Below are 24310 nucleotides of genomic sequence, written 5' to 3'. Positions count from 1 at the left end.
ATCGCTGGGGGAGGGCGCGCGCGCTCCCCGCAGCCCGCGGTGTCTCGAAAGCCGGATAGAAGAAGCTTATGGAGCCTAATGCGACGACCCCGCCCGACCGCGCACCATCCCAGCTGATCGGCGGCTGGGAGGTGGGGCTCGTTGGGCTGCTCTTGCTGCTCTATCTCGGCGGCGCGGTTGTCAATCCCACCTTCTTCGGATCGGCGGAGGCGTTCCATGCGCTACTTCGCGATACCTCGCGTGTGGCCATCATCGCAGTCGGCATGACTTTCGTCATCGTCAACAAGGATCTCGATCTCTCGGTCGGCTCCACTTATGGCCTGGTCGCCGTCGTCTTTGCCCGGCTGTTCGCATCCAACGTTCTCGACCTGAATGTCCTGACGGCGATAATCATCTGTATGATTTTAGGTGTTGTGATAGGCCTCGCCAACGGCCTGCTTGTCACGACCCTGAAGGTGCCTGCATTCATCGCCACGCTGACGGTTCTCTTTATAGGCCGCGGCTTCGTACTGGCGCTCACCCACGGCCAGGCGATCTATTATCCTGGCAAGGCGAAAGAATATCCGCTGTTCTTCCACCTTGGTGAGACAAATATCCTCGGTTTCAACAACCAAATTGTGATCTTTGCCATTGTCGCGGTGATCGGCGCCCTTGTGCTGGCCAAGACACGCTGGGGATACGAAACCTTCGCCACAGGCGGCAATGAGCAGGCAGCGGTCTATGCCGGCATACCGACGAACTGGGTGCGTATCCGGGCCTACCTGATCTCCTCGCTTTGCGCGACGCTCGCCGGCCTGATGTCCGCCGCCCAGGATAAGGGCGTCACGCCGCTTTACGGTGTCAGTGGCGAGCTGACGGTCATCGCCGCAGTGATCATAGGCGGCGCTTCAATTCTTGGCGGCCGCGGCCGCGTGGCCGGATCGTGCCTCGGTGCCTTACTGGTTGTCCTTCTCGACAAGGTTCTGCGCGAGGGCTGGCCGATCACGCGCATTATCAAAATCGGCGATGAGGAAATTACGGTCAATGCGATCTTTTCGCTGCCGGTCGGTGCGGTGCCGGTTTTCATCGGACTACTTCTCGTCATCGCCGTGCTGATCGAACCCCATCTCATTCGGCGCCAGCTTGCAACACGTTTCTGGGCGTGGCTTCGCGGCAAGCCGCCGCCGGTGGCCTACGAAATCGGCGGCGTTGCGCTCGAAGGCGTTCAGACCAAAGGAGCAATGGCGACGGACATGGCAATGTCGCCGACCACCTTCGGAAGGTTTCTTGGCCGGCGCGATTCGCTCGCTATCATCCTGGCTGTCTTGCTGTGGTGTGCGGGTGTTGCGCTCAGGCCCGACTATTGGTGGAACCTATCGAACAGCTTCGCGATCCTGCTCAACTATACCGAGTTGGCGCTGATCGCGATCGGGCTCACCTATGTTATCGCCGCCGGCGATATCGACCTCTCCGTCGGATCCGTCCTTGCCCTTGCCGGGAGCACTGCCGCTTACTTCCTGAAAGTTCTCGGCGCCGATCCAATCACGGCAATCGCCATGGGCCTTCTTGCGGGAATGGCCGCGGGTTTCGTCAATGCGGTCGTCACGGTTGGCTTCAAGTTGCCAGCGTTCATCGCCACTCTTGGCATGTACTACATGGCACGCGGGCTGGCCGCCTGGTTCGTCGCCGGACAGCAGCTGGCGGGCTGGCCGGAAGGCTACAACCTGATTGGCCGCAAGGTAAACGATATCCTCCTCCATTTCCGCGTCTCGTTGCCGCCCGGCATCCTTCGCACGGTAGCCGAAGTCGTCAGCGTCCAGACGATCTGGATGTGTTTCGTCGCCCTGATGGCCGGCGTCGTACTCGCTTACATGCCGTTCGGACACAAGGTCCGTGCCACTGGCGGAAACGTCCGCGCCGCCGCCTATGCCGGCATCCACACCAACCGGGTGCGCTTCATCGCTCTCATGCTGTCAGCACTCTGTGCAGCCATGGCCGGGATCATCAACATCGCCTATTTTCGGAGCTTCAACCCGGTTGCCGGTCAGTTCCGCGAGCTTGACGCCATCGCCTCCGTCATCATCGGCGGCGGTTCGATCTTCGGCGGCTACGGCACGATGATCGGCGCACTCGCAGGCGCGGCGGTGATTACGCTCGTGCGGGCTCTCATGCAGCTCAACGTACAGGGATTCAATATGCCGCAGCACTGGATCAACGTCTTCATCGGCCTCATCCTCATCGTTGCGGTATTGATCGACATATGGGTGCGCCAAGCCAATATATTCGGACACCTGCTAGCCCGCCTCGCAAGAGCGCGCAGGGGCAAGGAAATCGCTCATGGTTGACATAACACGACCCGAACCGATCGTGGAAATGCGGAGTATCGAGAAAGCCTTCGGGGCGGTGCAGGCACTCCGCAAGGTCGACCTCGTGCTCTATCCCGGCGAGATACTCGGCCTAGTCGGCGACAACTCGGCCGGCAAATCGACGCTCATGAAGATCCTGACCGGCGCCTATCAGCGTGATGCCGGCGAAATCTTCGTTGCCGGGAAACCGGCGTACTTCAAGAGCCCGCACGAAAGCCGCGACGTCGGCATCGAGATGATCTACCAGGACTTCGCGCTATGCGGAAACATGGATGTCGGCCAGAATATCTTCCTAGGCCGCTGGCCGCTCAAAGGCCCTTTCGTCAATCGCCGCAAAATGTATGCGGAAGCTGACGACGTGCTGAAACGGCTCAAGGTCGACGTGAACTCCGTGTATCAGAAGGTCGAAAGCCTGTCGGGTGGCCGTCAGCAATCCGTCGCGATTGCCCGCGCGATTTCTTTCGATCCGCGCGTCGTGATTCTCGACGAGCCGACAGCCAACCTTTCCGTGATGGCGACCGAGCGCCTGCTCGAAACCATGCTGGAGCTAAAGAAGCAGGGGGTTGCACAAATCATCATCTCGCATCGGCTCGTCGATATCTTCGCTGTCGGCGACCGCGTCATGGTGCTGAAGCGCGGCGAATATGTCGGCGACCGCTACATCAAGAACACCGACGAGCATGAGGTTCTTGAGATCATCGTGTCGGGCACGCGAGAGGATGCACTGACAGCCGATGAGGCACGGCGAGTTTGAGCGGCTGCTTTTAATGTTTTCAACAAGATGAATGGTGGGCGATGCGATTGTGCGATTATCGGCCAATTGCAATAGCTTAGTTGCCCGCACCACCCAAAAACGTGGCTTTGATTTCGTTATCGAATTTCAATCGAGCCCGCACCTTTTTTTAGATAGCGCTCCTTAGTGCTAGAGAAGGTCGCTCAAAAGGGCGGCTTTGCGCAACTAATGGCCCTGGACTTCCAAAGGCAGGCTCGACCACCTTCCGGGAACCCCGACCGGGCGGACTTCAATTTCTGTTCTGGGGCAGCGCGGCGTTACTCGAGGTCGTGCCCCCTTTCTGTGAGGAGTGCCGGTTCTCCAAAAGGCGTAGCAGCAAGTTCCGTTTTCTCTTGCGCTGGACAAGATCAATATCACTGACAAGCTTTGCGCCGCCCTCGCGCCGCTCCAATGTGATCTTGCGGCTATGGAAGGCTTCCAGCTCAGCTCGATGCGCTACGCTTATGATGGTGACCTTCGGTAATTCATGGATCAACATCTCCATCATCTTGTCCTGACTTTTCTCATCGAGTGCTGACGTTGCTTCATCCAGCACGACGATATCGGGAGTGTGCAGCAGGAGACGCGCAAACGCGAGCCGCTGCTTTTCGCCACCCGATAACGTCTGGTCCCATGGCGCGTCGTCCTCGATCTTGTCGTTCAGATAATCGAGTCCCACCTTCTCGAGGGCGGCCTTGATCTCATCCAGCGTCCAGCTATCGGCGGCGCCGGGATAGGCGACTGCGCGGCGAAGCGGCCCGGAAGGGATATAAGGCCGTTGCGGCAACATGAACAGTTGTCTGTCGGCGTGGAAATTGACGCTGCCGTCACCCCACGGCCAAAGACCTGCGATGGCCCGCACCAGCGTGCTCTTGCCTGAACCGGATTCTCCGGCTACGAGCACCCGCTCGCCTGGTTCGATCACGACCTGGGTTTCCTTGACCACGGCGGTACCGTCGTCAAGCGACACGGAGAGATCGTTTAGGCTGAGCATCGTATCGCCTTCGGTTTCACCGCGCTTGATGCGTCCCAAGGCGTTGCTCTGTTCCGCGCGCTCGAGCCCGTCGAGCGACATCATCAGCGAAGCGATGCGGCGTGCACAGGCGTTCCAATCGGCGAGACGGGGGTAGTTGTCGACCAGCCATCCGAACGCGCTTTGAACGATGGCGAAGGCCGAGGCAGCCTGCATCACCTGTCCAAGGGTCATGCTGCCTTCGAGAAACTTTGGAGCGCAAAGCAAAACCGGCACGACTGGCGCAAACAAGCTCGACCCCTGCGACACAAGCGCTGTGCGCATGTGTTGGCGCGCAAGAAGCGCCCATTGCCTGAGCACCTTGGCGAACGTCTTCTCGACGTCGTTACGCTCCTCTTCTTCACCGCCGAGCAATGCGATACTCTCGCCGTTTTCCCGTACATGCGTCAGCGTGTAGCGAAATTCGGCTTCCGCCTGATTTTTGACCTCAGAGACGTGGACGAAATGGCGGCCGATGACCGCCATCGAGCTTGACGTGATCGCGGCATAGAGTACCGCGGTGATGACGAGGAAGCCAGGAACAGTGACGGTCGAACCTGCGATTGTCAGACTGAGGGCTCCGCCGATCGTCCAAAGCACCACGATGAAGGTCGTGGCCGACAGAAATGCGGAAATGACACCCGCGATGAAATCGACGGGTGATTCGGTGGCAATCCGCAAATCTTCCGCGACGCGCGCTTCGGGGTTTTGGTGGTCGCCGCCGATGAGGTTCAACTGATAGTAACGGCCGTTTGCGAGCCAACGCGCGATGACTGCGGTAGTGAGCCAGCAACGCCAGCGGCGCTGAATGGTCATACGAAGGGAGACTTGTGCAACGACAAGGACGATGGTTCCGAACACCAGTGGCAGGAATATAGCGCTCAGAATATATACGGTGCGGGCATTGTGTTGTTCTATGGCGTCAAAAATTGCGCGATTCCAGACATTGATTCCATACTGGAAGCCGACATTGATGCCGATCAGGGTCAATAGTCCGATTGAGCACGGCCAAGCGAGCCTATCGCCGCCGCGACTCCAGTAACCGCGCGCGCTGATCCAGAAACGCGTTAGCAAATACCTCTTGCGCGCCTGCTCGGCCTCCTCAGGCGTCAACTCTGTATCGGGTTCGTTTACATTTGGGGGCGGCGCGACCTCGACAGTCGATGCCTTCTCTTGGCGCGACTTCTCGGCACCGTGCGGGTTGGCGCCGTCGACCGATTTCGGATTGAATTTAGCGTCGGCCATACGCACGATAACGGCTTAAAAATCAAAAGGTTTCATGGTGCCGGTGTCGAATGGCATCGGAGAGCTTCTCGAGAAAATGAGGCGGTCGCCGCTCGAACTCACAAGGCTCCGGGACACCAAGCCACATTGCGCATTGGCCAAGTCGGCATGCGTGTATACTGAGAATAGAGCAATTTCGGGCACATCACTGATGTGAGGGGCAGCTTCACCACGGCTAGCAAAGACAACTGCAAGACCTTGAGCCCTTTCGTCGGCGGCCATCCGGTAGGCGTCCGGTACCGCTCCTCCCGTAGTTATTACGTCCTCAATGAACGTAAGGCGGCTTCCCGCGACATCCTGCCCCTCACTCTCGCGACACGTGCCACTAGTCTTTGCCTCTTTGCGAACCAAACAGGCAGGGAGGCCGGTTCCGCACATTGGAAATGACTCGCGTTCTCCCGGGCTTGAGCGTTAACTGTTGTTCTGACAGAGGAGGTAGACCATGGCCATGTATCTCACGCGCTTCAGCTACACGCCCGAGACATGGGCGCGCATGATCGAAAACCCCGAGGATCGCCGAGAGGCGGCACGTACTTACATTGAATCGGTGGGCGGAAAGCTCCATGGATTCTGGTACGCCTTTGGCGAGCATGATGGTTGGAATCTGTGGGAGGCGCCTGATAACGTGTCGATGGCGGCTGTCGCGCTTGCCATCGGCGCAGGAGGAGCGCTCAGCTCTATTGAGACCACTGTCCTCCTCAGCGTCGAGGATACGATCGAGGCCTTGGAAAAGGCGAAGTCGATTCGGTATCGTCCACCGGCAGCGTAGGCGGCGGACCTGGTTTCCATCCATGTTGAAGACGTGTGCTTCGCGCGTGTCTCGTCCCCGGCGCAAGCTCTCTGTGGATTGCGCCGGAGGCAATAAGGGTCCGCAATGGGCCGACAGGCGACTTGGCTCATGGCAGTGAAGCGCCCACTGGCGACAGCACCTCATAAGGATCGCGCCAATTCGGGGTTTGAGAAGACTAAAGGTCAGGTGAGGGGCTGGGTTCTTATTGCTAGGACCTGAAACTCAGCAAGCATCTACTTTGCGAAGCCCAGAACCGTAGTTGCGCCGTTCTGTAGGTTTACACCAATGCGGTAGCAACTCCACGTATTGGCGATGAGGACTTTGCCGTCCCATGATATCGCGGTGAAACAGTCCTGCATGTCTTTCATCGGAGGGGCAGTTCTCCAAAGAACCTCATCGTCTGAATTTCGCCTCACGAGGTTGTCGCCGTCCCTCATATCTTCCCAGTGGTAAAGCACGACGCTGCCCGCGTTATCCGGAAGATCAACGCGGTCAATTATTCGGCCTGACATCAGTCCCTCATCGTTGCCTAGCGTTCCCGTCAGCATTGCAGATTTTTGCGGATTCGCCAATTATCACTCGGTCTCGTGGCGCGTCGATTTGACGAGACTGGGCTCTGCCATCGGCGGTCTTTGGATGGCCGCTTCGGCACGACTGGCGCCATCGCAATGGCAGCGAAGCGCCAGAAGCTGTCAAGCGTATAAAGTTGATTTCTATCGACGCTCTGCCTTATAGTTGCAAGTCACTTTGCTGGGTGCTGCTTATGCTTGTCTTATACGTATTTGTCCCCGCCGCCACGCTGGTGTTTTTGTTAATGGCAATCGCCTCAATTCCAACAGAGGCATTTTCGGCCGCCAAGACTTTCATCGCGGATCATCTGTTGCTTTATCGCGTAGCGCTTGTCGTCTTTGCGCTCTCGCTTTGCTTCCGTGCATGAGATGTTTTTGCTGTTTTTTGGGGGTTGGATGGCGTTGGCCTGCTTCGGTCTAGCGGTGAGGCATTGGCTCCTTGGTGGCCGCAGGAAGAAGAACGAGGAAGCTACTTACGGTCCCAGCCTGCTGCCATTGGAAGCTTTCGAATTTTTGTGGGGCGGCAGATAACGCGTATTTCCGCATTGGGCCGAAAGCGACCGGAATGGGCCAACAGTTGTCATTGTGACAATTGCGAAAGTCCCGATTCTGCGACATCGCGAGTATCGGATGCATTCGCCGGCAGCTCGCTTCTTTATATCGTCATGGGGCTTTGCGCCCGCCGTAGTAAGTTCTTCTTCTTTTCGTGGGCTGGAAGTATAATTTTGTCTTGACGTCTTCGAACGCAAATCTCGTCCCTCTGCGCGTGGGCGGTCCCCGCTAGACAAAGCTGCTGGGGCCGCCGTCGCGGGTGCGGGACCACTTGGTGGATGTGGAGGGGACAATGGCAGAGACGCTGAACGGTCGCCGTATTGCCGCAGGTCTTCGGCAGATGCTGCTGGTGCTTGCGGGAGCCGCAATACTCAGCGGCTCCCCGTCAGCCGCGTTGGCGGACAAGGGCGACATGCGCGACGTCATTGCTCGCGAGTTCGAGGTGTTCGACCCTCATTATCGCGAACGGCGCCAGCATTATGCGGAGCGCCTCGAAGCCCTCGAGAGAAGGATCACCGGCGAACAGGCTGCAGGCAACACGCTGCAATGCTCGGAGCAGATGTATCTCGAGGCAAAGTGGCTGCTCGGCTATACAGCAAACTGGAAAGCACTCGAGGACAAGCTGGATCGCATCGAGCGGAGCTTACAGGACAAAAGCCAGGACTTTGCCACCGAGCAATCGCCGGTCGATGGCTTCTGGGGCCTCTGCTACGATCAATGGTTCATGCGCGTTGGCGCGACAGCGACGGCGGTTGGCCTTCTCACAAGCCAGGGGGGCACCCCCCCTGGCTATCGCTTGCGCCCGCGGCTCACCACCGGACGTGACCTCATCAATTATCTGCAGGGCCTGCTCATCTCGGACATCGAAAACACGGGTATCGACCACCGCGGCGAGTTGGGCAGCGTGATGACGAGCTATTCGACGGCAGCCTACAAGCGTAATCTCCAGGATATTCTTGCCGGCTATGTCGCGCTTGACGAGAACATGGACTGGGATGCAATGCGCGAGGCTGCCTGGTTCTTTATCCACGGGTCACAGGATATTAAAACTGGCTATTGGGGAGCCTGGTACGTGATCGATGGCAAGATACGCAAGACCGCCGACCTCAGCATGACGTTTCACGTAGTGAGATACAGCAAGGGCGAGGTGGATCATTGGCCGCAGATCATTAAGACGACCCTCGCCATCAAAGACGATCCTTATCCCTACGGATGGCGCAGCGCCGGCAAGTTTAACAACCACAACCTCTATGATGTTGCGGCGATCTTCAAGTTCGGCTGGCCGCACATGAGCGAGGAGGAGCGCAAGACGGCCCGCGATGAGATCCGCCAGATGTTGCGCTGGTCATTCGAGAACACCCTGAACGCCGACGGCACCTATCGGTACAATCCAGGCTACTCGGACTCCTATGCAGACGAGTACTACTTCGGCGTGTCGCTGCTTGATGTTCTGGGCTACTGGAATCCTGCAGAAAGGTTTTGGACTGACGAGCCACTTGAGCCTGCCTTTGCCGGTCGCGCCGACTGCTGCCTGATCAAGCAACGCGTTGACGCATACGGCTTTAAGGGTTGGGCCGGTGCTGGCGCTTTGGAAAAGCTCGAGAGGAGTTGCAGCGTGTGTCCCGCTCCGGCGGCAACGCAACGCTAAGTTAGCCATCCAACCATGTTCGACGTCAGTTGAGCCATCGTGCGAGCTTTACCAGCAATTCTATCAGCCCCGGCTGGCTTGCCTCTCTCATGGCCTCGTCCAAGGAAAACTACTTGGCTTTGCGTGTCATCCTCGCGGGAAGGGAGTTTGCCGTCAAGCGCAGTTGCATCAGATGGACTGTTACCTTGCAGCGCCGAATGCTGCTGTCGTTGAAATAACAGAAACTGCCGAACGGTTCGGCGTCGGCCGATCCCAGAACGCCCGCTTCCGCGAACGGCTCCGGAGCCCACGCTATCGCGGAACTCCGGTCCACTGGAGTGTCCGCTTCGGGCCGGAAGCAGACTAGATGTTTCGCCTCGCACCACACTCCGTTAAGAGGCTGCCCGCTTGTCTTCCGCGAGAGTGTGCGCCACGACCGCATTTGCATGACCGTGGCCCATTCCGTGCTCGCTCTTCAGCATACCGACAAGTTCCATATGCTTCGCAGGATAGTGCTTTCGCACGAGCTCTTGCCAGTCATCGATAGGACGGCCGTATTTCTTCTCGATTGATGGAAAATAGGAAGCAGGTCCTTTGATCTTCTCGGTGGTCATAGCGCGTCATCCCCTTTTCGTGCCGCATCGATCACAGCTACGTCGATCTTCCTCATCGTCATCGTCGCGTCGAATGCGCGCTTTGCTTGTTCGCCACCTGCTGCAAGCGCGTCCATTAGAATGCCAGGTGTGATCTGCCAGGATACTCCCCACTTATCCTTGCACCAGCCGCATTCGCTTTCCTGACCGCCATTGCCGACGATGGCGTTCCAATAGCGATCTGTTTCTTCCTGATCCTCAGTGCTGATCTGGAATGAGAAGGCTTCGCTGTGCTTGAATGTGGGGCCGCCATTCAATCCGATGCACGCGACACCTGCCACCGTGAACTCGACGACCAACACGTCTCCCTCTTCTCCGTCGGGGTATTTGCCGGGCGCGCGGATGATGGCTCCGATCTTGCTGTCTGGGAAGGTATCGGCATAGAAGCGGGCGGCTTCCTCAGCGTCCTTGTTGTACCATAGACAAATGGTGTTCTTAGACATCGTGTCGTCCTCCTGGTCGTTGTCCTTCAGATCGGGAGCCGACCTGATGATACAATGACGCACCAGCCGCCACCGATCCGACATCATGATCAAAATCGCTGCTCTCTTTTAACCCATGTCGTTTTGCGCAGGCCAAACGCATCGGCAGACAGGCAACCTCCGCCTCCTTGCGCCACAAGCAGACATGCCGCTTGGCGATGTGCTAGTTGCGGCGCTTCGATGGGTGTAGACTGCCGTCACAATTGCATGTTCATGCAAGGTAACGATGATGAGTATCTCCGAGCTCGACCGGAAGCTGCTGGCGATCCTGGCGGCGGATATGGTGGGCTACTCGAAGGCGATGGAGGCCGATGAGGCCGGTACCATCAAGCGACTGAAGGCCATCCGCGCCGAGCTGATCAATCCCGCCATCTCCCAGCGCCATGGCACCGTTGTCAAGCTGATGGGCGACGGAGCGCTCGTCGCGTTTGACAGCGTGGTTGATGCGGTTGCCTGCGCCGCGGAGTTTCAGAATGCCGTGGCGGCGCGCAACGCCGGCCTGCCGGAGCCTGAGCGCATCGTATTCCGCGTCGGGATCAATCTGGGCGATGTGGTGTTGGTGGACGGCGATGTGTATGGCGATGGGGTAAATGTCGCCGCGCGGCTGGAGCAGTTGGCCGAGCCTGGCGGCGTGATGGTGTCGGGGACGGCATACGATCATCTCCAGGGCAAACTCAACTGGCCCCTCGATTTCGCCGGCGAGCAGCAGGTCAAGAACATCAGCCGCCCGGTGCGGATGTATCGACTGAGACTCGACGGCAAACGGACGCGTCGCCCGCTTCTCGGAATGATACCGCGCTGGGCCAAGACGGCTACAGCGTCGATCGTGGCGCTTGCTCTGGCGGGCGGCGGGGTCGGGTGGTTCTTGCAGCCCGAACCTTTGAGCGGCAAGCCGTCGGTGGCAGTGCTGCCCTTCGACAATTATGGCGGCGACGAGGCTAGCGGGCGTCTGGCCGATGGCCTGACTGAGGACATCATCACCGACCTCGCGCGGTTTCCCGAATTCGAGGTCGTGGCGAGGAATTCGACGGAAGTTTATAAAGGCAAGCCGGTGGATGCCCGCCAGGTCGCAAATGCGCTCCATGTCGGCTTTGTACTGGAAGGCTCGATCCAGCGGCAGGGGGGCCGGGTACGGATCACAGCACAGTTGATCGATGCAAAAACCGGCCATCATCTTTGGTCGGAGAATTGGGACCGGCCCGCTGAGGACGTGTTCGCCGTTCAGACCGAAATCGCAGAGCAGGTCACCAACCGCCTCGGCGGGGGAGTGGGACTGATTCAAGAGGCCGGGCGGGCTGCAGCCAAACGTAAACGGCCTGAAAACCTCAATGCCTATGATTACTATCTTCTAGGGTCCGAGAGGATTGAAAAGCTCACCAAAGCGGATGAGGAGGAGGCCATCACGCTTCTAAACCGGGCCGTCGAGCTGGACCCGGGGCTGGCACGGGCCTGGGTAGAGCTGTACCATGCTCATGATCTATTGGGTGCGTTCGGTGGCGATCCTGAGAGCAACCGGAAGGCGGCGGGCCAGGCGGCCGAACGCGCGGTGCGGCTTGATCCGAGTGACGCTGAAGCACATGCGGTATTTGGCATGAGCCTTGCTAAAAAGGGCGACATGGGCCGCGCCAAATCTGAGCTGGACACAGCCCTTCGCCTGGCTCCGGGTTCGTCCGAAATCCTGACTTTTTACATCGGCTATGCAGCACGCTTCGGTGAACCCGAACGCGGCGCGCAAATGGTCGACCAGGTAATGCGCCTCGACCCGAACTATCCGATGTGGACGTCCAACTTCTTCGCACCTGCCTATTTTATGGCGGGCCGGTATGAGGACGCGGTGAAGATGCTGGAGCGCATGACGCCTGACAACTATCAAAGGTGGACTTGGGTGGTCCGAAGCAGCTCCCTCGCGGCCCTTGGCCGAACCGATGAAGCGAATGCTTCAGCTATAGAAGCTCTCAAGCAGCACCCGGACGTGACTGTTGAGAGCGTGATCAGTGAACCCGGCCTGAGCACAGTGGAGCGCAATCGGCTCATAAAGACGATGCCGCTAGCTGGCTTCCCGGCGTGCTCCAAGCCCGAGGCGCTGGCGAAACTCGCCAAACCTGTGCGACTGCCGGAATGCGGGGCCGGGAAGGCGAACGCTCTCGGGCAGCCATAGAACTTGCAACGCGCTTGCGAGCCGCTGATCGCTCCAGCACCAGCGAACACCCGCAACATTGGTCCTGTAACGGCCGCTTTTCTCCTCCCCCTAACTTTCCTGCTGATTGGTTTTACACGCGCAGATAAAGCTTGTTTTCAAGCGAAAGCCGCCTTTTGGCAGGCGCGGAGGGACTGGTGTGCGAATTGATCGAAGTCGCTCCCCTGCTAGGACGCACCACGAGCCCGTTCGGCGCTCGCTGGCGTTCTTATTGCGAAGGTTGATACGGATGCCCGTCGCGTTCCCTCCGCTGGCTCGTCGTGGCACTGAGGGAATGGTGGGCGATGAGAGACTCGAACTCCCGACATCCTCGGTGTAAACGAGGCGCTCTACCAACTGAGCTAATCGCCCTCGATGCCGCAGCATCCAGCGTGAAGGCTCTCTACCGATATCGGCGCAGAACTGCAAGACCATCGCCGGGTTTTTTCTCCAATTTTTTCAAACCCGCCATCATCAGGCCATGTGCGATGCGCGTAGGCGTCAGATTATTGTGAACCGCAAAGGACGACTCCTTGGTCTCACAAGCTTTCGCGATACGGGACTTGCGTATAGAGATGGGCTGGGTCGCGGCAACACCGGTGTTGTGCCGTGTCAGAAGAAACCATCCGCACTGGAGCATAGAGTGAAAACGCGCGAAGAGCGGCTACGCCTAAGGAACAGCACACCTCGTATAAAGCTCGATTTTGTCCATACCGAAGGCGCCAAGCTGCTGCCTGATCGCAACGAGCTGCTCAATCGCCTGCCGAATCATGCAGTTGCGGCCGAGATCGGGGTCGCCGAAGGAGAGTTCACGTCTGAAATTCTCAAGCGGAATCACCCCGCAAAGCTGTTCCTGATCGATCCGTGGGGGATGGATCGCTACTCGGCGGGTATCACGACGGTGAGCGAGAAATTCGCTGATGAAATAGCCGACGGAACGGTGGTGATAAGGCAGGGTACGTCGCTCGACGCTTTGAGCACGTTCGACGACGGTTTTTTCGACTGGCTCTATATCGACACGGACCATTCCTTCGATCTCACCTGGAAGGAACTGGTCCTGGCAAACAGCAAGGTTAATCGCGGCGGGCGCATTGCGGGGCACGATTTCTGCACCGGAAACACCGTAAAGCCGATCGTCTATGGCGTCGTTGAAGCCGTCAACAAGTTCTGCGCGGAATATGGATGGCGTTTCGAATATCTGACGCTTGATCCGGATGCGCATTTTTCCTTCTGCCTGCAGCGCCTTTGACGCGGCGCGATGCGGTGCGCGCAGCCGAAATGGCTTCGCACCGCAGCCTGCCGGGCCGTCTGCCGGTCTTTAATTGATAGATATTACTTATATAACATATGCCTATGGTGAAACTCTCAAGCTTTGCTTCCGATGTGACGCAGAGCTATTCCAAAGTCGCTTTTGTCGTTCTGAAAAGTTCAACTTTCCCTTTTAAATCTGGTGCTTAATGGCGCCCAGCGAACACGTCGCTGTCCTCGCGGGGCAGATTAGGCGTTCCGAAGGCGCTGAGCGAGATAGTTACGAAGCAGTCACGAAGCGGCCTGCGCGCGCTGCTGCCGCACGCGGGAAATGCCGGTCATGGCAATCGCCAGCAACAGTGCAGCAGTCGCGATAAGCAGGAAGCCGCCGGCGGCGCGATAGACCAGGACGCCGAGGATCCCGCCGAAGAGGAACGCAAGGATCGTCTGGACATGCAAAAGGAGCTTGGCACGGTTCTGTTGCGCCTCGCTCGGCCGCTCCCTTCCGCGCAGGATGTCGAACGCCATTCCAAGTTCGATGCCGATATCGGTTGCCATGCCAGAAATATGTGTGGTCCTCACCCGCGCGTTGGAAATGCGCGTGACGACTGCATTTTGAAGGCCCATGAGAAAGGCAAGGCCAATCACCAGAACCGGTGCGCGCCATTCTCCGAGCAACCAGAGATCGGCACAGCCGAGTACTGCAAGCAGTATCCCTTCCGTCAGGATACTGTAAGCGTAGATCGCATGCATATTGCGTCGGCGCCCGGCATTGATGAGCAGCGTCGAGACGGTCGCGCCCAGGATGAACGTGACGATGATCGCCAGGTAAAACAGGGCCGAAAGCCACCCGCCGACGGCAATATGGTCGGAAAAGGTGGAGACGTTTCCGGTCATGTTCGCGGAAAAGAAGCCGACTGCGTAAAACGCCGCCGCGTTGAGCGCGCCGGCTATCGCCGCAAGGCAAGAGGCAAGCTTCCTGTCAATCTGGTCATTACGTTCGTGCCCTTGGCGGATTAGCATGGTTTGTCTTCAATGTTGCGGAGATCGGGAATAGTAGCGAGGAAAGGTCAATGGGACGTGAAACATTCGCGCGACGGGACTTTTGCGCAATGAGGTATCAACTGCCGCCGGCTCTACCGGTCAAGAATTGTGTCCGTTGTGCACCATCGCACCCAATCCTCGGAAACGAATACACGATTGATCACGGCCCTCTCATCAGCCTGGCGACGTCGTCCTCGCCACCCCCCGAATACGACAGCACCGTCACAGCAGCTCGACGGCGGTGGCGAACATGTAGCCGGCGCCGCGCTCGGTGGTGATGAGCTTCGGCTCGCTGGGGTTGACCTCGAGCTTGCGGCGCAGGCGCAGGATCTGCACGTCGATGCTGCGGTCAAACACCTCCTCGTCGTGCATCCGGCTCGCAATGAGAAGCTGCTCGCGGCTGAGGATTTGCTGCGGCGACTGCAAGAGGGCGGCAAGCAGGTTGAACTCGCCGGCGGTCAGCGGCGTTGGTTCGCCGGCCGGCGATATCAGGCGCCGCGTGCGCATGTCGAGCTTCCAGCCGGCGAAGCGATAGCGTACCCGCTTCTTGCTGCCCGAATGCCGCCGTGCCACCTCCGATCGCCGGAGCACGGCGCGAACGCGCGCGAGCAGCTCCCTGAGGCTGAAGGGCTTCGTGATGTAGTCGTCGGCTCCGAGCTCCAGGCCGACGATGCGGTCCGCCTCGTCGCGCCGGTGGCCAGTGATGATGATGATGGGGGCCTCCGGCGGGCTGCCAAGCTGGCGCATGATGTCGAGCCCGTCTTCGCCGGCAAGCCTCATGTCGAGGATCAACAGGTCCACCGGCCGTTCGGTGAAGATCCGCGCCATGGCTTGGCTGCCGGCGACGGCGGTGACCTTGAAGTTCTCGGCCTCGAGGTAATTGGTCAGCATATCGCGGATGTCGGGATCGTCGTCAACGACAAGGATATGCTTCGATGCCGTTCCCGGCTCGGCTCCGCCGTTCGGCGGCTGATCCTGATGCGTGTTTTGTGCAGCTGACATGTCCGCCGTCCGCAAACGTGGAACCTCTGGCCGAGTCGCTGCTTTATTAAACATCGATCTTCGGCGATTTATTGGCCGGGTGCCGATAATCGTCACGGCCGAACGCCCCTACCACAGGCTTGCTCGATGACGCATGGGCATATTGGTAAGGATTGGGCGGGGCTTTTTGTTCCGCTTTGCCTGGCAATGGCGGCACCGGCGCTGGCCCTGATGAAACAGCCTGCGCCCTTGCCCGAAGAGCCGATTGCTCCGCTCGCAGCGGCCGGGCCTTCCGACCAGGCGAAGATTGCGCTTGGCGAGGGTCTGTTCAACGACGCCAGGCTGTCGCACGACGGTGTCTTTGCCTGCAGCTCCTGTCACAGGCTCGAGCTCAGCGGTGACGACGGCCAGGCCCGCTCCGTGGCAGCAGACGGAGAATCGCTCGATTTCAATGCCCCGACCGTCTTCAATTCGGCCTTCAGCTTCCGGCTGAATTGGCGCGGCAATTTCGACACCTTGGAAGAGCAGAACGAGGCGGTCCTGCTCGACGACAAGCTGATGAACACGAGCTGGGATGAATTGCTGCCGAAGCTGCGCTCCGACCGGAATTATGCAGAGCGCTTTGCCAGGATCTACGGCGAGGCTGCCAGCAGGGCGACGGTGCTCGACGCGCTGGCTGTCTTCCAGCGGTCGCTGATCACGCCCGATGCGCGCTTCGACCGCTATCTCAAGGGCGAGCGCGACGCCATCACGGCGGACGAGGAGCATGGCTATCAGCTCTTCAAGGCATATGGGTGCGTCGCGTGCCACCAGGGCGCAAATGTGGGCGGCAACCTTTTCCAGAAATTCGGCATCTTCCAGGATCCGTTTGCCGGCCAGAAAGCACTCTCGGAGGCGGATCAGGGCCGCTTCGCGATCACCCGCGCCGAGGCCGACCGACATGTGTTCCGTGTCCCCAGCCTGCGCAATGTTGCCGTGACGTCTCCGTATTTTCATGACGGCCGCACCGGATCCCTTGGCGAAGCGGTGAAGATCATGGCTCGTAACCAGCTCGGTCGGGAGCTCGATCAGCGCGATTCCGACCTCATCGTCAAATTCCTGGGCACGTTGACCGGCGAATATCGCGGCCGGCCGCTGACCAGCGCAGCCGAGCGTCTCGAGCAATGACGTCGCTGCGTCCCCTGGCCGCGATCGTCGCCGGCCTGCTCATCATGCTCACCTACCTGCTGGTACAAGGTGCGGCGCCCGACACTCAGCGCCACGAACGCACTCTCGATGCGGTGAGAACCGTCATCCTTTACAACGCGGCCCTCCAGCGTGACGTGCTGCGGGCCCGGGCGGGACTTCTGCGCAGCTACGATCCGCTCGTCCGTGCGATTGCGAGGCTCGATGAGGCGACGGCGAGCTTGGCGGCCGCCAGCGAGGTCGCAAGCGGTGAAGCGAGGGTTGAGATCGATCGGCGTGTCGCCGAGGTGGCCGGTGCGGTGCGCGACGAGGAAACGCTCGTCGAGTCCTTCAAATCGAGCAACGCGCTGCTCCAGAACTCGCTGAACTATTTCAACTACACCAGCGGCCGGCTCGCTGCCGAAGGAGACGGCCTCCGAGCCGTCGAGATCGGGGCCATGACGATCGCGATGTCGCGGTTCATCAACGATCCCCAGCCGGAGGCGGCAAGAGCCGTTGCCGCCTCGCTCAATACGCTTGCCAGGCCATCCCTCGACATCGCATCGGCAAGCGAGGTCGGCTCGCTCGTCTCTCACGGCCGGCTTATCGTCACGACGCTGCCCGCAGTCGACGGTCTTGTCGCCCGCCTCCAGGCTTCCCCCACGAGCGAGCGGGCGCGGGCGCTTCAGGACGTTTATCTAGAGGCACATGGGCAGGCAGCCGCGCGCGCCGCAATGTTTCAGGCGCTGCTTTATGTCGCTGCGCTGGTCCTCGTGGGTTATATCGCCTATTTGTTCGTCCGTCTGCGCAACAACGCGCAGACCCTGAAGGAGCGGCTCGATTTCGAGCGCCTGATCGCCTCGATCTCGACCGAGTTCATCAATCTTCCGCGTGACCGGATCCGTGCCGACATTAGCAAGGGCCTCCAGCGCCTAGTGGAGCACGCCGGACCAGATGGCGCGCAGATCGCGGTCAGCCACACCTGCGACGGTAACGGCGGCTACGTCTATCGCCGCCCGGGCGTGAACACGCCGCCATGCCCGCCGGAGGATATTCTGGAGCTCGCGTCGACCTGGACGCTGAAGGACTACGAGCGTCAGGGTGCGATCTACGTTCCGCGTGTCAGCGAGCTTCCGGAGGGGCCGGAGAAGACGCGCCTGCAGGCGTATCAGCTGCGAGCCTGGCTCGGCATACCGATGTCACATGCCGGCGAGCGGCTGGGCTTTCTGGCGCTCGATTCCGTAACGGACGAGAAACATTGGGCCGACGACGACATTGCTCTCCTGCGCACCGCAGCCGAGATTTTCGCAAACGCAATCGCGCGCGAGCGCATCGAACACGAACGCGAAGCGCTTCAGGCGCGCCTCAACCAGTCGCAGCGGCTGGAAGCGATCGGAACGCTTGCCGGCGGCATCGCACACGAGTTCAACAATATCCTCGGGGCCATTCTCGGCTATGGCGAGATGGCGCTGGCGGTCCTGCTAAAGGAGTCGCGCGCGCGCAGCTATGTGCAACAGATCATGAAGGCCGGCGAGCGGGCGCAGAATGTCACGGAGCAAATTCTCGCCTTCGGCCGCCGCCGCGAGCGGCACTATCAGCCCCTTCGGGTGGAGCCCGTCGTCGTGGAGACGGTCGGCCTGCTGCGCGCCTCCTTCCCCGCAACACTCTTGGTGGAGCCACGTCTTGCGGCTGCGGCTGCCTCGATGATGGGCGACCCGACCGAGCTTCAGCAGGTCGTCATGAATCTCGGCACGAACGCAGCGCAGGCGATGAACAACCGCGGTGTGCTGAAGATCGACCTCGGCACGCTGGAGTCCGAAGTGCCCTTGACGCTGTCGCACGGCAACATGCCTCCCGGCGGCTACATTCGCCTGACCGTCAGGGATACCGGCATCGGCATGGATCGAGCGACCATGGAGCGCATCTTCGAGCCGTTCTTCACGACCAAGCCGGCGGGGCAGGGCACGGGGCTTGGCCTTTCGACGGTACACGGCATCATCGCCGCGCTCGGGGGCGCAGTGAACGTGAAGAGCCGGATTGGCGAAGGCACGACCTTCGAGATCTATTTCCCGCGGATCGAAGGCGCCGCCCCGGAGGAAGATGGGGCCGAGACCGTCGAGACTTCTGTCCACCACGGCAACGGTGAGACGATTCTTGTCGTGGACGACGATACGCCGCTGGTGCGGCTTACCGAGGAGATGCTTGCCGCGCTCGGCTACGAGCCGGTCGGCTTCGACCGGCCTCCTGCCGCTCTCAGTGCATTCCGCACCGATCCGGCACGCTTCGACCTCGTGCTGACGGACGAGATCATGCCGGAGATGACGGGCATCGAGTTTTCCGGCCAACTGCACAAGATCCGGCAGGATCTGCCGATCGTCCTGATGACGGGATACGGCCGTCCGCTGAGTTCGCGTCAGCTCAAGGCGGCAGGCATAAGCGAGGTCATCAGGAAGCCGCTGCTGTCGGCCGCGATCGCGCAATGTCTCGCCCACCATCTTCATTAAGACCGGCGCGCTGCATTGCGGCGCAAGAGGCCCCCGCCATTACAGCTGTAATCAAACTCGGTTTCCTTGAAATCATCCCGTAGCTCAATCGTTCGATCATCGCGCTGCATACGCCAAACGAGGAGCGTGAAAATGTATCGAAACGGCATCTTTCCGCACGAAGTGCGCAGAGCGCTTGAAGGGCAGATCAAGGGAATCGAGATTTCCGCAAGAAGGGCCGGCAGGCGTGTCACCGATCCTGAAATTCAGTCGCGGCTGCAGCCTCTCCACGAGAAACTCGACGCCTCACTCAGAAGGCGCCATCGGCGCCGCGTCGCTCGATAAAACACCTCGCCTATCTGCGGAACGCGACAACCGGTCCAGCCAGGCGTGTCGCGCGGCCGCGCATGACAAGGAGGCACCGATGAGCACTACAGCTGCTGATCACATGCCGGTTGCGGAGAACGCAGCTTGTTCGCCGGAAGGCATCCTGCAGCTCGGTCTCGGTTTCTGGGCATCGAAGACGTTGCTAAGCGCCGTCGAACTCGGGCTTTTCACGGAGCTGGCCTCCGGACCTCTTGATGGGGAAGCCTTGCAAAAGCGCCTTGGATTGCATCGGCGCGGAGCGCGGGATTTCCTCGACGCGCTTGTCGCGCTCGGCATGCTCGAGCGCGAGGGGCGACATCTATCGAAATACGCCGGCGACCGACCGCTATCTCGACCGCGACAAGCCGACCTATGTGGGCGGAATGCTCGCCGTGGCCGCCACGCGGATCTACGCCAACTGGGCCTCGCTTACCGAAGCGCTCAGGACCGGCAAGCCGCAGAACGGCACCGAAGACGACCAAGACCTCTTCGACATGCTCTATTCCAATCCGGACAATCTGGTCATGTTCGCGCAGGCGATGACCGGCGGCAGTCTTCAGGCCGCTGAGGCGCTTGCCCGGCGGTTCCCCTGGACAGACTATCGCACCTTTATCGACATCGGCACCGCCGAGGGCAGGGTTCCCGTCGAGATCGCCAGCGCCCATCCACACCTGACAGGCGGCGGCTACGACCTGCCGCCGATGCGGCCGGTATTCGAGGCCTATGTGGAGCGGCGCGGACTTGCCGACCGGCTCCGGTTCCATCCCGGCGATTTCCTGAAGGAGCCGCTTCCTCCGGCCGACGTGCTGGTGATGGGGCATATCCTTCACGACTGGAATCTTGAGGTGAAGCGCACGCTGCTGGCGAAGGCTTACGCAGCCTTGCCGAAGCGCGGCGCGCTCATCGTCCACGACCAGATCATCGACGACGAGCGCAGGCAGAACGCCGCAGGGCTGCTGATGAGCCTCAACATGCTGGTCAATACGCGGGGCGGGTTCGATTACACCCGCGCCAAGGGCATTGGCTGGATGCGTGAGGCAGGTTTTACCGACGTGCGCTGCGAACATCTCGCCGGTCCCCATTCGATGATCGTGGGGATCAAGTAGCCGATGGCGGCTGACCACAGGGAAAAGCTTATGACACGATGGGCTCCAATCGGAATTGCCGCCCTCAGCCTGGGCGGAATTCTGACGATCACGACATTCCACTGGACCGTAAGTGCAGCCACGGCCGACGGCTCGATCGAGCGCGGCCGATACTTGGTCAAAATCGGCGGCTGCAACGACTGCCATACGCCAGGCTATCTGGCAAAGGCCGGCGACGTGCCTGAGCATCGGTGGCTGGTTGGCGATCACCTCGGCTTCAACGGGCCGTGGGGAACCACCTATCCGTCGAATCTTCGCAGCCTTTTGCGCACGATGAGCGAGGACGACTGGGTCGAGCTCGCGCAAACGATCAAGCCACGGCCCCCCATGCCATGGTTTAACTTGCGTGCCATGACAGAGGCCGACCTGCGCGCCATCCATCGATTTGTGCTCACGCTGCCGGCAGACGACAACCCTGTCCCGGACTATGTTCCGCCAGGCCACCCGCCCAAGACGCCCTATATCGTGTTCGAGCCGCGGGCGCCGAAGTCATAGGCACCCTCTATGCAGGCGCCACCCTGTCACAAACGGCCCGTGTTTCAGCCGTAACGGAAATTCCCGATTTCTGAAATCACGTTGTAGCGTCGATCTCCGATCGTAACAGTCCAGGCAGCGGCGGTCGCACGGCTGCCTCGGCCGGACAATCGATCATGGAGTTAGGTAATGTACAATCCGCTTGTCCAACAGACACAGACAATCGACCGCGATCTGAGCATTGCGGATACCCGCCCTTATGCACTGGGCTACACGAAACGCGAATTTAGGCGGCTGGAGCTGCAGGGGGCGCTCCTTCACGAGCTCACGGAAGATGTCCTGCGCTGCGCCGGGATAGGATCCGGCATGCGCGTACTGGATATCGGCTGCGGCGTCGGCGATGTTTCCTTGCTGGCCGGAAAGCTGGTCGGACCAAAGGGATTGGTGCTCGGCATCGACCGTTCGGCAGACGCCATTGACATCGCGGAACGGCGAGCGACCGAAGCCGGACAATGCTACTGGACGCGCTTTGCGACGGCTGAGCTCGACACGTTCTACTGCGACGAACTCTTCGATGCGGTGATCGGACGATTGATACTGATGTATCTACCCGATCCTCGTGCAACTTTGCGCAGGCTCGCGAGGTTTCTTCGGCCAGGTGGCGTTGTCGCCTTCCAGGAACTGGCGATGCCGCTCGCCCGCAGTGTTCCCGAGGGGCCGCTTTTCAGCCAATGCCGCGATTGGATCGTCGGCACCATCCAGCGGGCTGGTTTCGAAACTGATATGGGTGGCAAGCTGCCGATGACCTTTGCCGCTGCCGGGCTGCCCGCACCGCAAATGAATTTCGCCGGCATCATCGGCGGCGGGCCGGATTCGCTGATCTACAACTACATCGCAGAAACTGTACGCAGCTTGCTGCCGGCGGCGGAACGCGCCGGTGTTACGGCCGCCGCCGCGGTTGAGATCGACACTCTGGCCGAACGGTTGCGCAGCGAAGCGGTCGAACGCCAGGCATGCTTCATGCCCGCGACTTTCGTTGGCGCCTGGGCGACCACAGCCATGTCACCCCCTCCATGATCCTCATCAGCACGGCGAAGAGCGGGCGCTTCTTTAAGGAAATCGGAAAGTCGGTCGTTCAAGGAGGCCAGCCGCCCGACGGGTGAGCGACCGACATGAAACAGAGCGGCCTGCTGCTTCGTTCGCATCTTAACGGGGACATTTTCCCGTGCCGTCAGAGGCGGATGGCCGACGGACTCGTGCCGAACTTCGCCTTGAAGCTTGCGGAGAAGTGCGCCGGTGTGGAGAATCCGCAGGCGGCTGCGATTTCGGTGATGCTGGCCTTGCCGGCTCGCGCAAACTCGTAGGCCACCGCAAGCCGCCGCTCCTGCACGAAGCGGTGTGGCGTCTGGCCCGTCGTCGCTTTGAACATCCGGGCGAAATGATAGGAGCTGAGCCCTGCCTCCGCGGCAAGCCGGTCGAGGCTGAGGTCGCCGGCAAGATCGGCATCGATCAATTGCACAATGCGTTTCAAGACATGGGGCGAAAGCCCACCCTGAAGCAGAAGGCTGCTGGATCGCACCGGTCCGTTCTTGCGCAGCACCTCGAGCAAGATGAGATCAGCCGCCTGGGCAAGCAAAAGGCGATTTGCGCTTTCCGACCAGTCATTCGGCAGGATCGCGCGGTTGATAATGTCCGCCACGAAACGATCGGAAAAGAAGCTCAAGTCGGGAAGCGTCAACGTCCGGCTGTCGCGATCGAAGACTTCGCCGGCCAGTCGCTGGAACCGGCTCTGAGAGATGTAGATATGGCAGAAATAGACGTCGCGGAGGACATGCCAGGCGCTGTCGCCGTCTGCCGGCAGCAGACAGAGCGCTCCCGACGAGCCTATCCCCGTCTGCCCGTTATCCATGCGGCGCACGCTACCATCGAGATAAAGGCTAACCGTGTGGTGTCCGGGATCGCGGTAGGAAAGGCGGCTGTTGGCGAAGTTTCGCCATTGCGCAATCGCTAGCCCGCCGCCGAGATCAACCTGCCGCAGCAGCTTGGCGCCTACACCTTCCAAAGCGGATGAGATCGATCGCGTTTGCATGCTTTCTCATAAGGCCGCGGAGGCATCTGCTGCAACCGGCCGCTACCGAAGACCGCAAGATTTCGATAGTCGCGCAAGCCTGTGATAGCGGCCGGTGGTGCAGTGTCATAGAAGACGCCATTTAATGCCTCCGACATAGAAAGACTACGAATGGCGCCGCTTCTCTTCATTCTCACCGTTCTTATCTGGGGCACGACCTGGTACGCGATCAAGCTGCAGGTCGGCACCGTGCCCGCCGAGGTCTCGATCCTCTACCGTTTCGCGCTCGCAGCCATTCTGCTGCTTGGATTGCTGGCGCTTCGCCGGCGCCTGGCACCACCGCCATTTCAGCATTGGCTGACAGTCGGCGCTCAGGGCCTTTGCCTGTTCTGCTGCAATTTTCTCTGCTTCTATTATGCCGCCGGCATGCTGCCGAGTGGCATCGTCTCAGTCGTTTTTGCGATGGCAACCCTATTTAACGCGGCGAATGGTTGGCTCTTGTACGGAAATCGCCCGAGTGGGCGCGTGATATTGGCAGGCGCGGTTGGGCTTTTCGGCCTGATGCTTCTTTTTGCAGACGAGTTGCGCGCCCTTGGCACTGCGCCTCAGGGCGGACTTGGCCTGCTGCTGGCACTTGCCGGCACCTATTGCTTCTCGCTCGGAAATTTCCTCTCCGCTCGCCATCAGACGCTGGGGCTCGATCTCCCATCGACGACGGCCTATGCGATGGTCTGCGGCGTGGCGGCGCTGGGCGTCCTCGTGCTTGCCCGCGGGCTGCCTCTCACCTTCGATCCATCGCCGGCGTATACGGCCGCGCTGCTCTATCTCGCCATTCCGGGCAGTGTCATCGGCTTCCTCGCCTATCTGGCGCTGGTTGGCCAATGGGGCCCGGCGCGAGCCTCCTATGCGACAGTGCTGTTTCCGCTCGTCGCCCTGACGGTCTCGACGGTCTTCGAGGGCTATGTCTGGACCGCCGAGGCCGTGCTCGGCCTCATCTTCGCGCTCGGCGGCAACGTCATCATGTTCGGCAAGCCCATCCGGCTGCAGCGAACCGCCCAAGTAAGACAGTCGTGAG

Annotated in this window: 19 protein-coding genes, 1 tRNA gene and 1 pseudogene; 13 read left to right on the top strand and 8 right to left on the bottom strand. The window is 60.2% G+C overall.

The window, feature by feature from the left end:
* Positions 1–68: 68 nt before the first annotated feature.
* Both ACZ9BX_RS31230 and ACZ9BX_RS31225 read left to right on the top strand, forming a co-directional pair.
* A complete protein-coding gene (locus ACZ9BX_RS31230; RefSeq protein ID WP_476222134.1) occupies positions 69–2324 on the top strand; it encodes an ABC transporter permease in 2256 nt (751 codons plus the stop codon).
* Entirely contained in the window at positions 2317–3099 is a 783-nt protein-coding gene (locus tag ACZ9BX_RS31225; RefSeq protein ID WP_132565915.1) for an ATP-binding cassette domain-containing protein, read from the top strand. The genes ACZ9BX_RS31230 and ACZ9BX_RS31225 overlap by 8 nt, the downstream gene beginning before the upstream one ends.
* A 268-nt stretch (positions 3100–3367) precedes the next feature.
* Here ACZ9BX_RS31225 and ACZ9BX_RS31220 read toward each other — a convergent pair whose 3' ends face one another.
* Positions 3368–5374 (bottom strand): ABC transporter ATP-binding protein/permease, encoded by a 2007-nt coding sequence (locus ACZ9BX_RS31220; RefSeq protein WP_476222133.1) that lies wholly within the window; start codon positions 5372–5374, stop codon positions 3368–3370.
* Between the two features lie 481 nt (positions 5375–5855).
* Between ACZ9BX_RS31220 and ACZ9BX_RS31215 the strand changes: the two genes are divergently transcribed.
* A complete protein-coding gene (locus tag ACZ9BX_RS31215) occupies positions 5856–6182 on the top strand; it encodes a GYD domain-containing protein (RefSeq protein ID WP_027509547.1) in 327 nt (108 codons plus the stop codon).
* Between the two features lie 254 nt (positions 6183–6436).
* Here the strand turns inward: ACZ9BX_RS31215 and ACZ9BX_RS31210 are convergent, their stop codons facing one another.
* Positions 6437–6715, bottom strand: coding sequence for a DUF7957 family protein (locus ACZ9BX_RS31210; RefSeq protein WP_476223096.1), 279 nt, complete (start codon positions 6713–6715; stop codon positions 6437–6439).
* A gap of 901 nt (positions 6716–7616) precedes the next feature.
* On the opposite strand from ACZ9BX_RS31210, the gene ACZ9BX_RS31205 reads away from it, so the two are divergent.
* Complete coding sequence (locus ACZ9BX_RS31205) at positions 7617–8972, top strand: hypothetical protein (protein WP_476222132.1); 1356 nt, start codon at positions 7617–7619, stop codon at positions 8970–8972.
* A gap of 371 nt (positions 8973–9343) precedes the next feature.
* On the opposite strand, the gene ACZ9BX_RS31200 is transcribed toward ACZ9BX_RS31205, so the two are convergent.
* Both ACZ9BX_RS31200 and ACZ9BX_RS31195 read right to left on the bottom strand, forming a co-directional pair.
* Complete coding sequence (locus ACZ9BX_RS31200) at positions 9344–9565, bottom strand: DUF4287 domain-containing protein (RefSeq protein ID WP_132565903.1); 222 nt, start codon at positions 9563–9565, stop codon at positions 9344–9346.
* Positions 9562–10047: a VOC family protein gene (locus ACZ9BX_RS31195; RefSeq protein WP_476222131.1), complete on the bottom strand. Its 486-nt coding sequence runs from the start codon at positions 10045–10047 to the stop codon at positions 9562–9564. The genes ACZ9BX_RS31200 and ACZ9BX_RS31195 overlap by 4 nt, the downstream gene beginning before the upstream one ends.
* Before the next feature lie 268 nt (positions 10048–10315).
* Between ACZ9BX_RS31195 and ACZ9BX_RS31190 the strand changes: the two genes are divergently transcribed.
* Positions 10316–12244: an adenylate/guanylate cyclase domain-containing protein gene (locus ACZ9BX_RS31190; RefSeq protein ID WP_476223095.1), complete on the top strand. Its 1929-nt coding sequence runs from the start codon at positions 10316–10318 to the stop codon at positions 12242–12244.
* A gap of 314 nt (positions 12245–12558) precedes the next feature.
* Here ACZ9BX_RS31190 and ACZ9BX_RS31185 read toward each other — a convergent pair.
* Positions 12559–12634, bottom strand: a tRNA-Val gene (locus ACZ9BX_RS31185).
* A gap of 271 nt (positions 12635–12905) precedes the next feature.
* Here ACZ9BX_RS31185 and ACZ9BX_RS31180 point away from each other — a divergent pair.
* Positions 12906–13511, top strand: coding sequence for a class I SAM-dependent methyltransferase (locus ACZ9BX_RS31180; protein ID WP_132565894.1), 606 nt, complete (start codon positions 12906–12908; stop codon positions 13509–13511).
* A 290-nt stretch (positions 13512–13801) separates the two neighbouring features.
* Here ACZ9BX_RS31180 and ACZ9BX_RS31175 read toward each other — a convergent pair whose 3' ends face one another.
* Together ACZ9BX_RS31175 and ACZ9BX_RS31170 are read right to left on the bottom strand one after the other, a co-directional pair.
* On the bottom strand, positions 13802–14533 hold the full coding sequence (locus tag ACZ9BX_RS31175) for a YoaK family protein (protein ID WP_132565891.1): 732 nt from the start codon (positions 14531–14533) through the stop codon (positions 13802–13804).
* A 243-nt stretch (positions 14534–14776) separates the two neighbouring features.
* Positions 14777–15571 carry a response regulator gene (locus ACZ9BX_RS31170; RefSeq protein ID WP_476222130.1) on the bottom strand — a complete coding sequence of 265 codons (795 nt, stop codon included), beginning with the start codon at positions 15569–15571 and terminating at the stop codon, positions 14777–14779.
* 111 nt (positions 15572–15682) lie between these two features.
* On the opposite strand from ACZ9BX_RS31170, the gene ACZ9BX_RS31165 reads away from it, so the two are divergent.
* The 6 genes and pseudogenes from ACZ9BX_RS31165 (at position 15683) to ACZ9BX_RS31140 (ending at position 22244) form a co-directional block, all read left to right on the top strand.
* The gene (locus ACZ9BX_RS31165) at positions 15683–16702 is read left to right on the top strand and encodes a cytochrome-c peroxidase (RefSeq protein WP_132565885.1); all 1020 of its coding nucleotides are present in this window, start codon (positions 15683–15685) and stop codon (positions 16700–16702) included.
* Positions 16699–19203, top strand: coding sequence for a two-component system VirA-like sensor kinase (locus ACZ9BX_RS31160; protein WP_476222129.1), 2505 nt, complete (start codon positions 16699–16701; stop codon positions 19201–19203). Before ACZ9BX_RS31165 ends, ACZ9BX_RS31160 begins: the two co-directional genes overlap by 4 nt.
* A 403-nt stretch (positions 19204–19606) precedes the next feature.
* A pseudogene (locus ACZ9BX_RS31155) lies at positions 19607–19801 on the top strand (dimerization domain-containing protein); the annotation flags it as partial.
* Positions 19764–20654 (top strand): methyltransferase, encoded by an 891-nt coding sequence (locus tag ACZ9BX_RS31150; RefSeq protein ID WP_476222128.1) that lies wholly within the window; start codon positions 19764–19766, stop codon positions 20652–20654. The pseudogene ACZ9BX_RS31155 and the gene ACZ9BX_RS31150, both read left to right, overlap by 38 nt.
* A gap of 30 nt (positions 20655–20684) precedes the next feature.
* Entirely contained in the window at positions 20685–21188 is a 504-nt protein-coding gene (locus ACZ9BX_RS31145) for a hypothetical protein (protein WP_476222127.1), read from the top strand.
* 168 nt (positions 21189–21356) lie between these two features.
* Positions 21357–22244, top strand: a complete 888-nt coding sequence (locus ACZ9BX_RS31140) for a class I SAM-dependent methyltransferase (RefSeq protein WP_476222126.1) — start codon at positions 21357–21359, stop codon at positions 22242–22244.
* Positions 22245–22398: 154 nt separating this feature from the next.
* Here ACZ9BX_RS31140 and ACZ9BX_RS31135 read toward each other — a convergent pair whose 3' ends face one another.
* The gene (locus tag ACZ9BX_RS31135; protein WP_476222125.1) at positions 22399–23256 is read right to left on the bottom strand and encodes a helix-turn-helix domain-containing protein; all 858 of its coding nucleotides are present in this window, start codon (positions 23254–23256) and stop codon (positions 22399–22401) included.
* 150 nt (positions 23257–23406) lie between these two features.
* Here ACZ9BX_RS31135 and ACZ9BX_RS31130 point away from each other — a divergent pair, with 150 nt between their 5' ends.
* Positions 23407–24309, top strand: coding sequence for a DMT family transporter (locus ACZ9BX_RS31130; protein WP_476222124.1), 903 nt, complete (start codon positions 23407–23409; stop codon positions 24307–24309).
* Position 24310: the final 1 nt, after the last annotated feature.

The organism is Rhizobium sp. USDA 3886, assembly GCF_056279785.1.
Note: the sequence above shows the minus strand (reverse complement) of the source record. Positions and strands in the feature narration are given on the sequence as shown.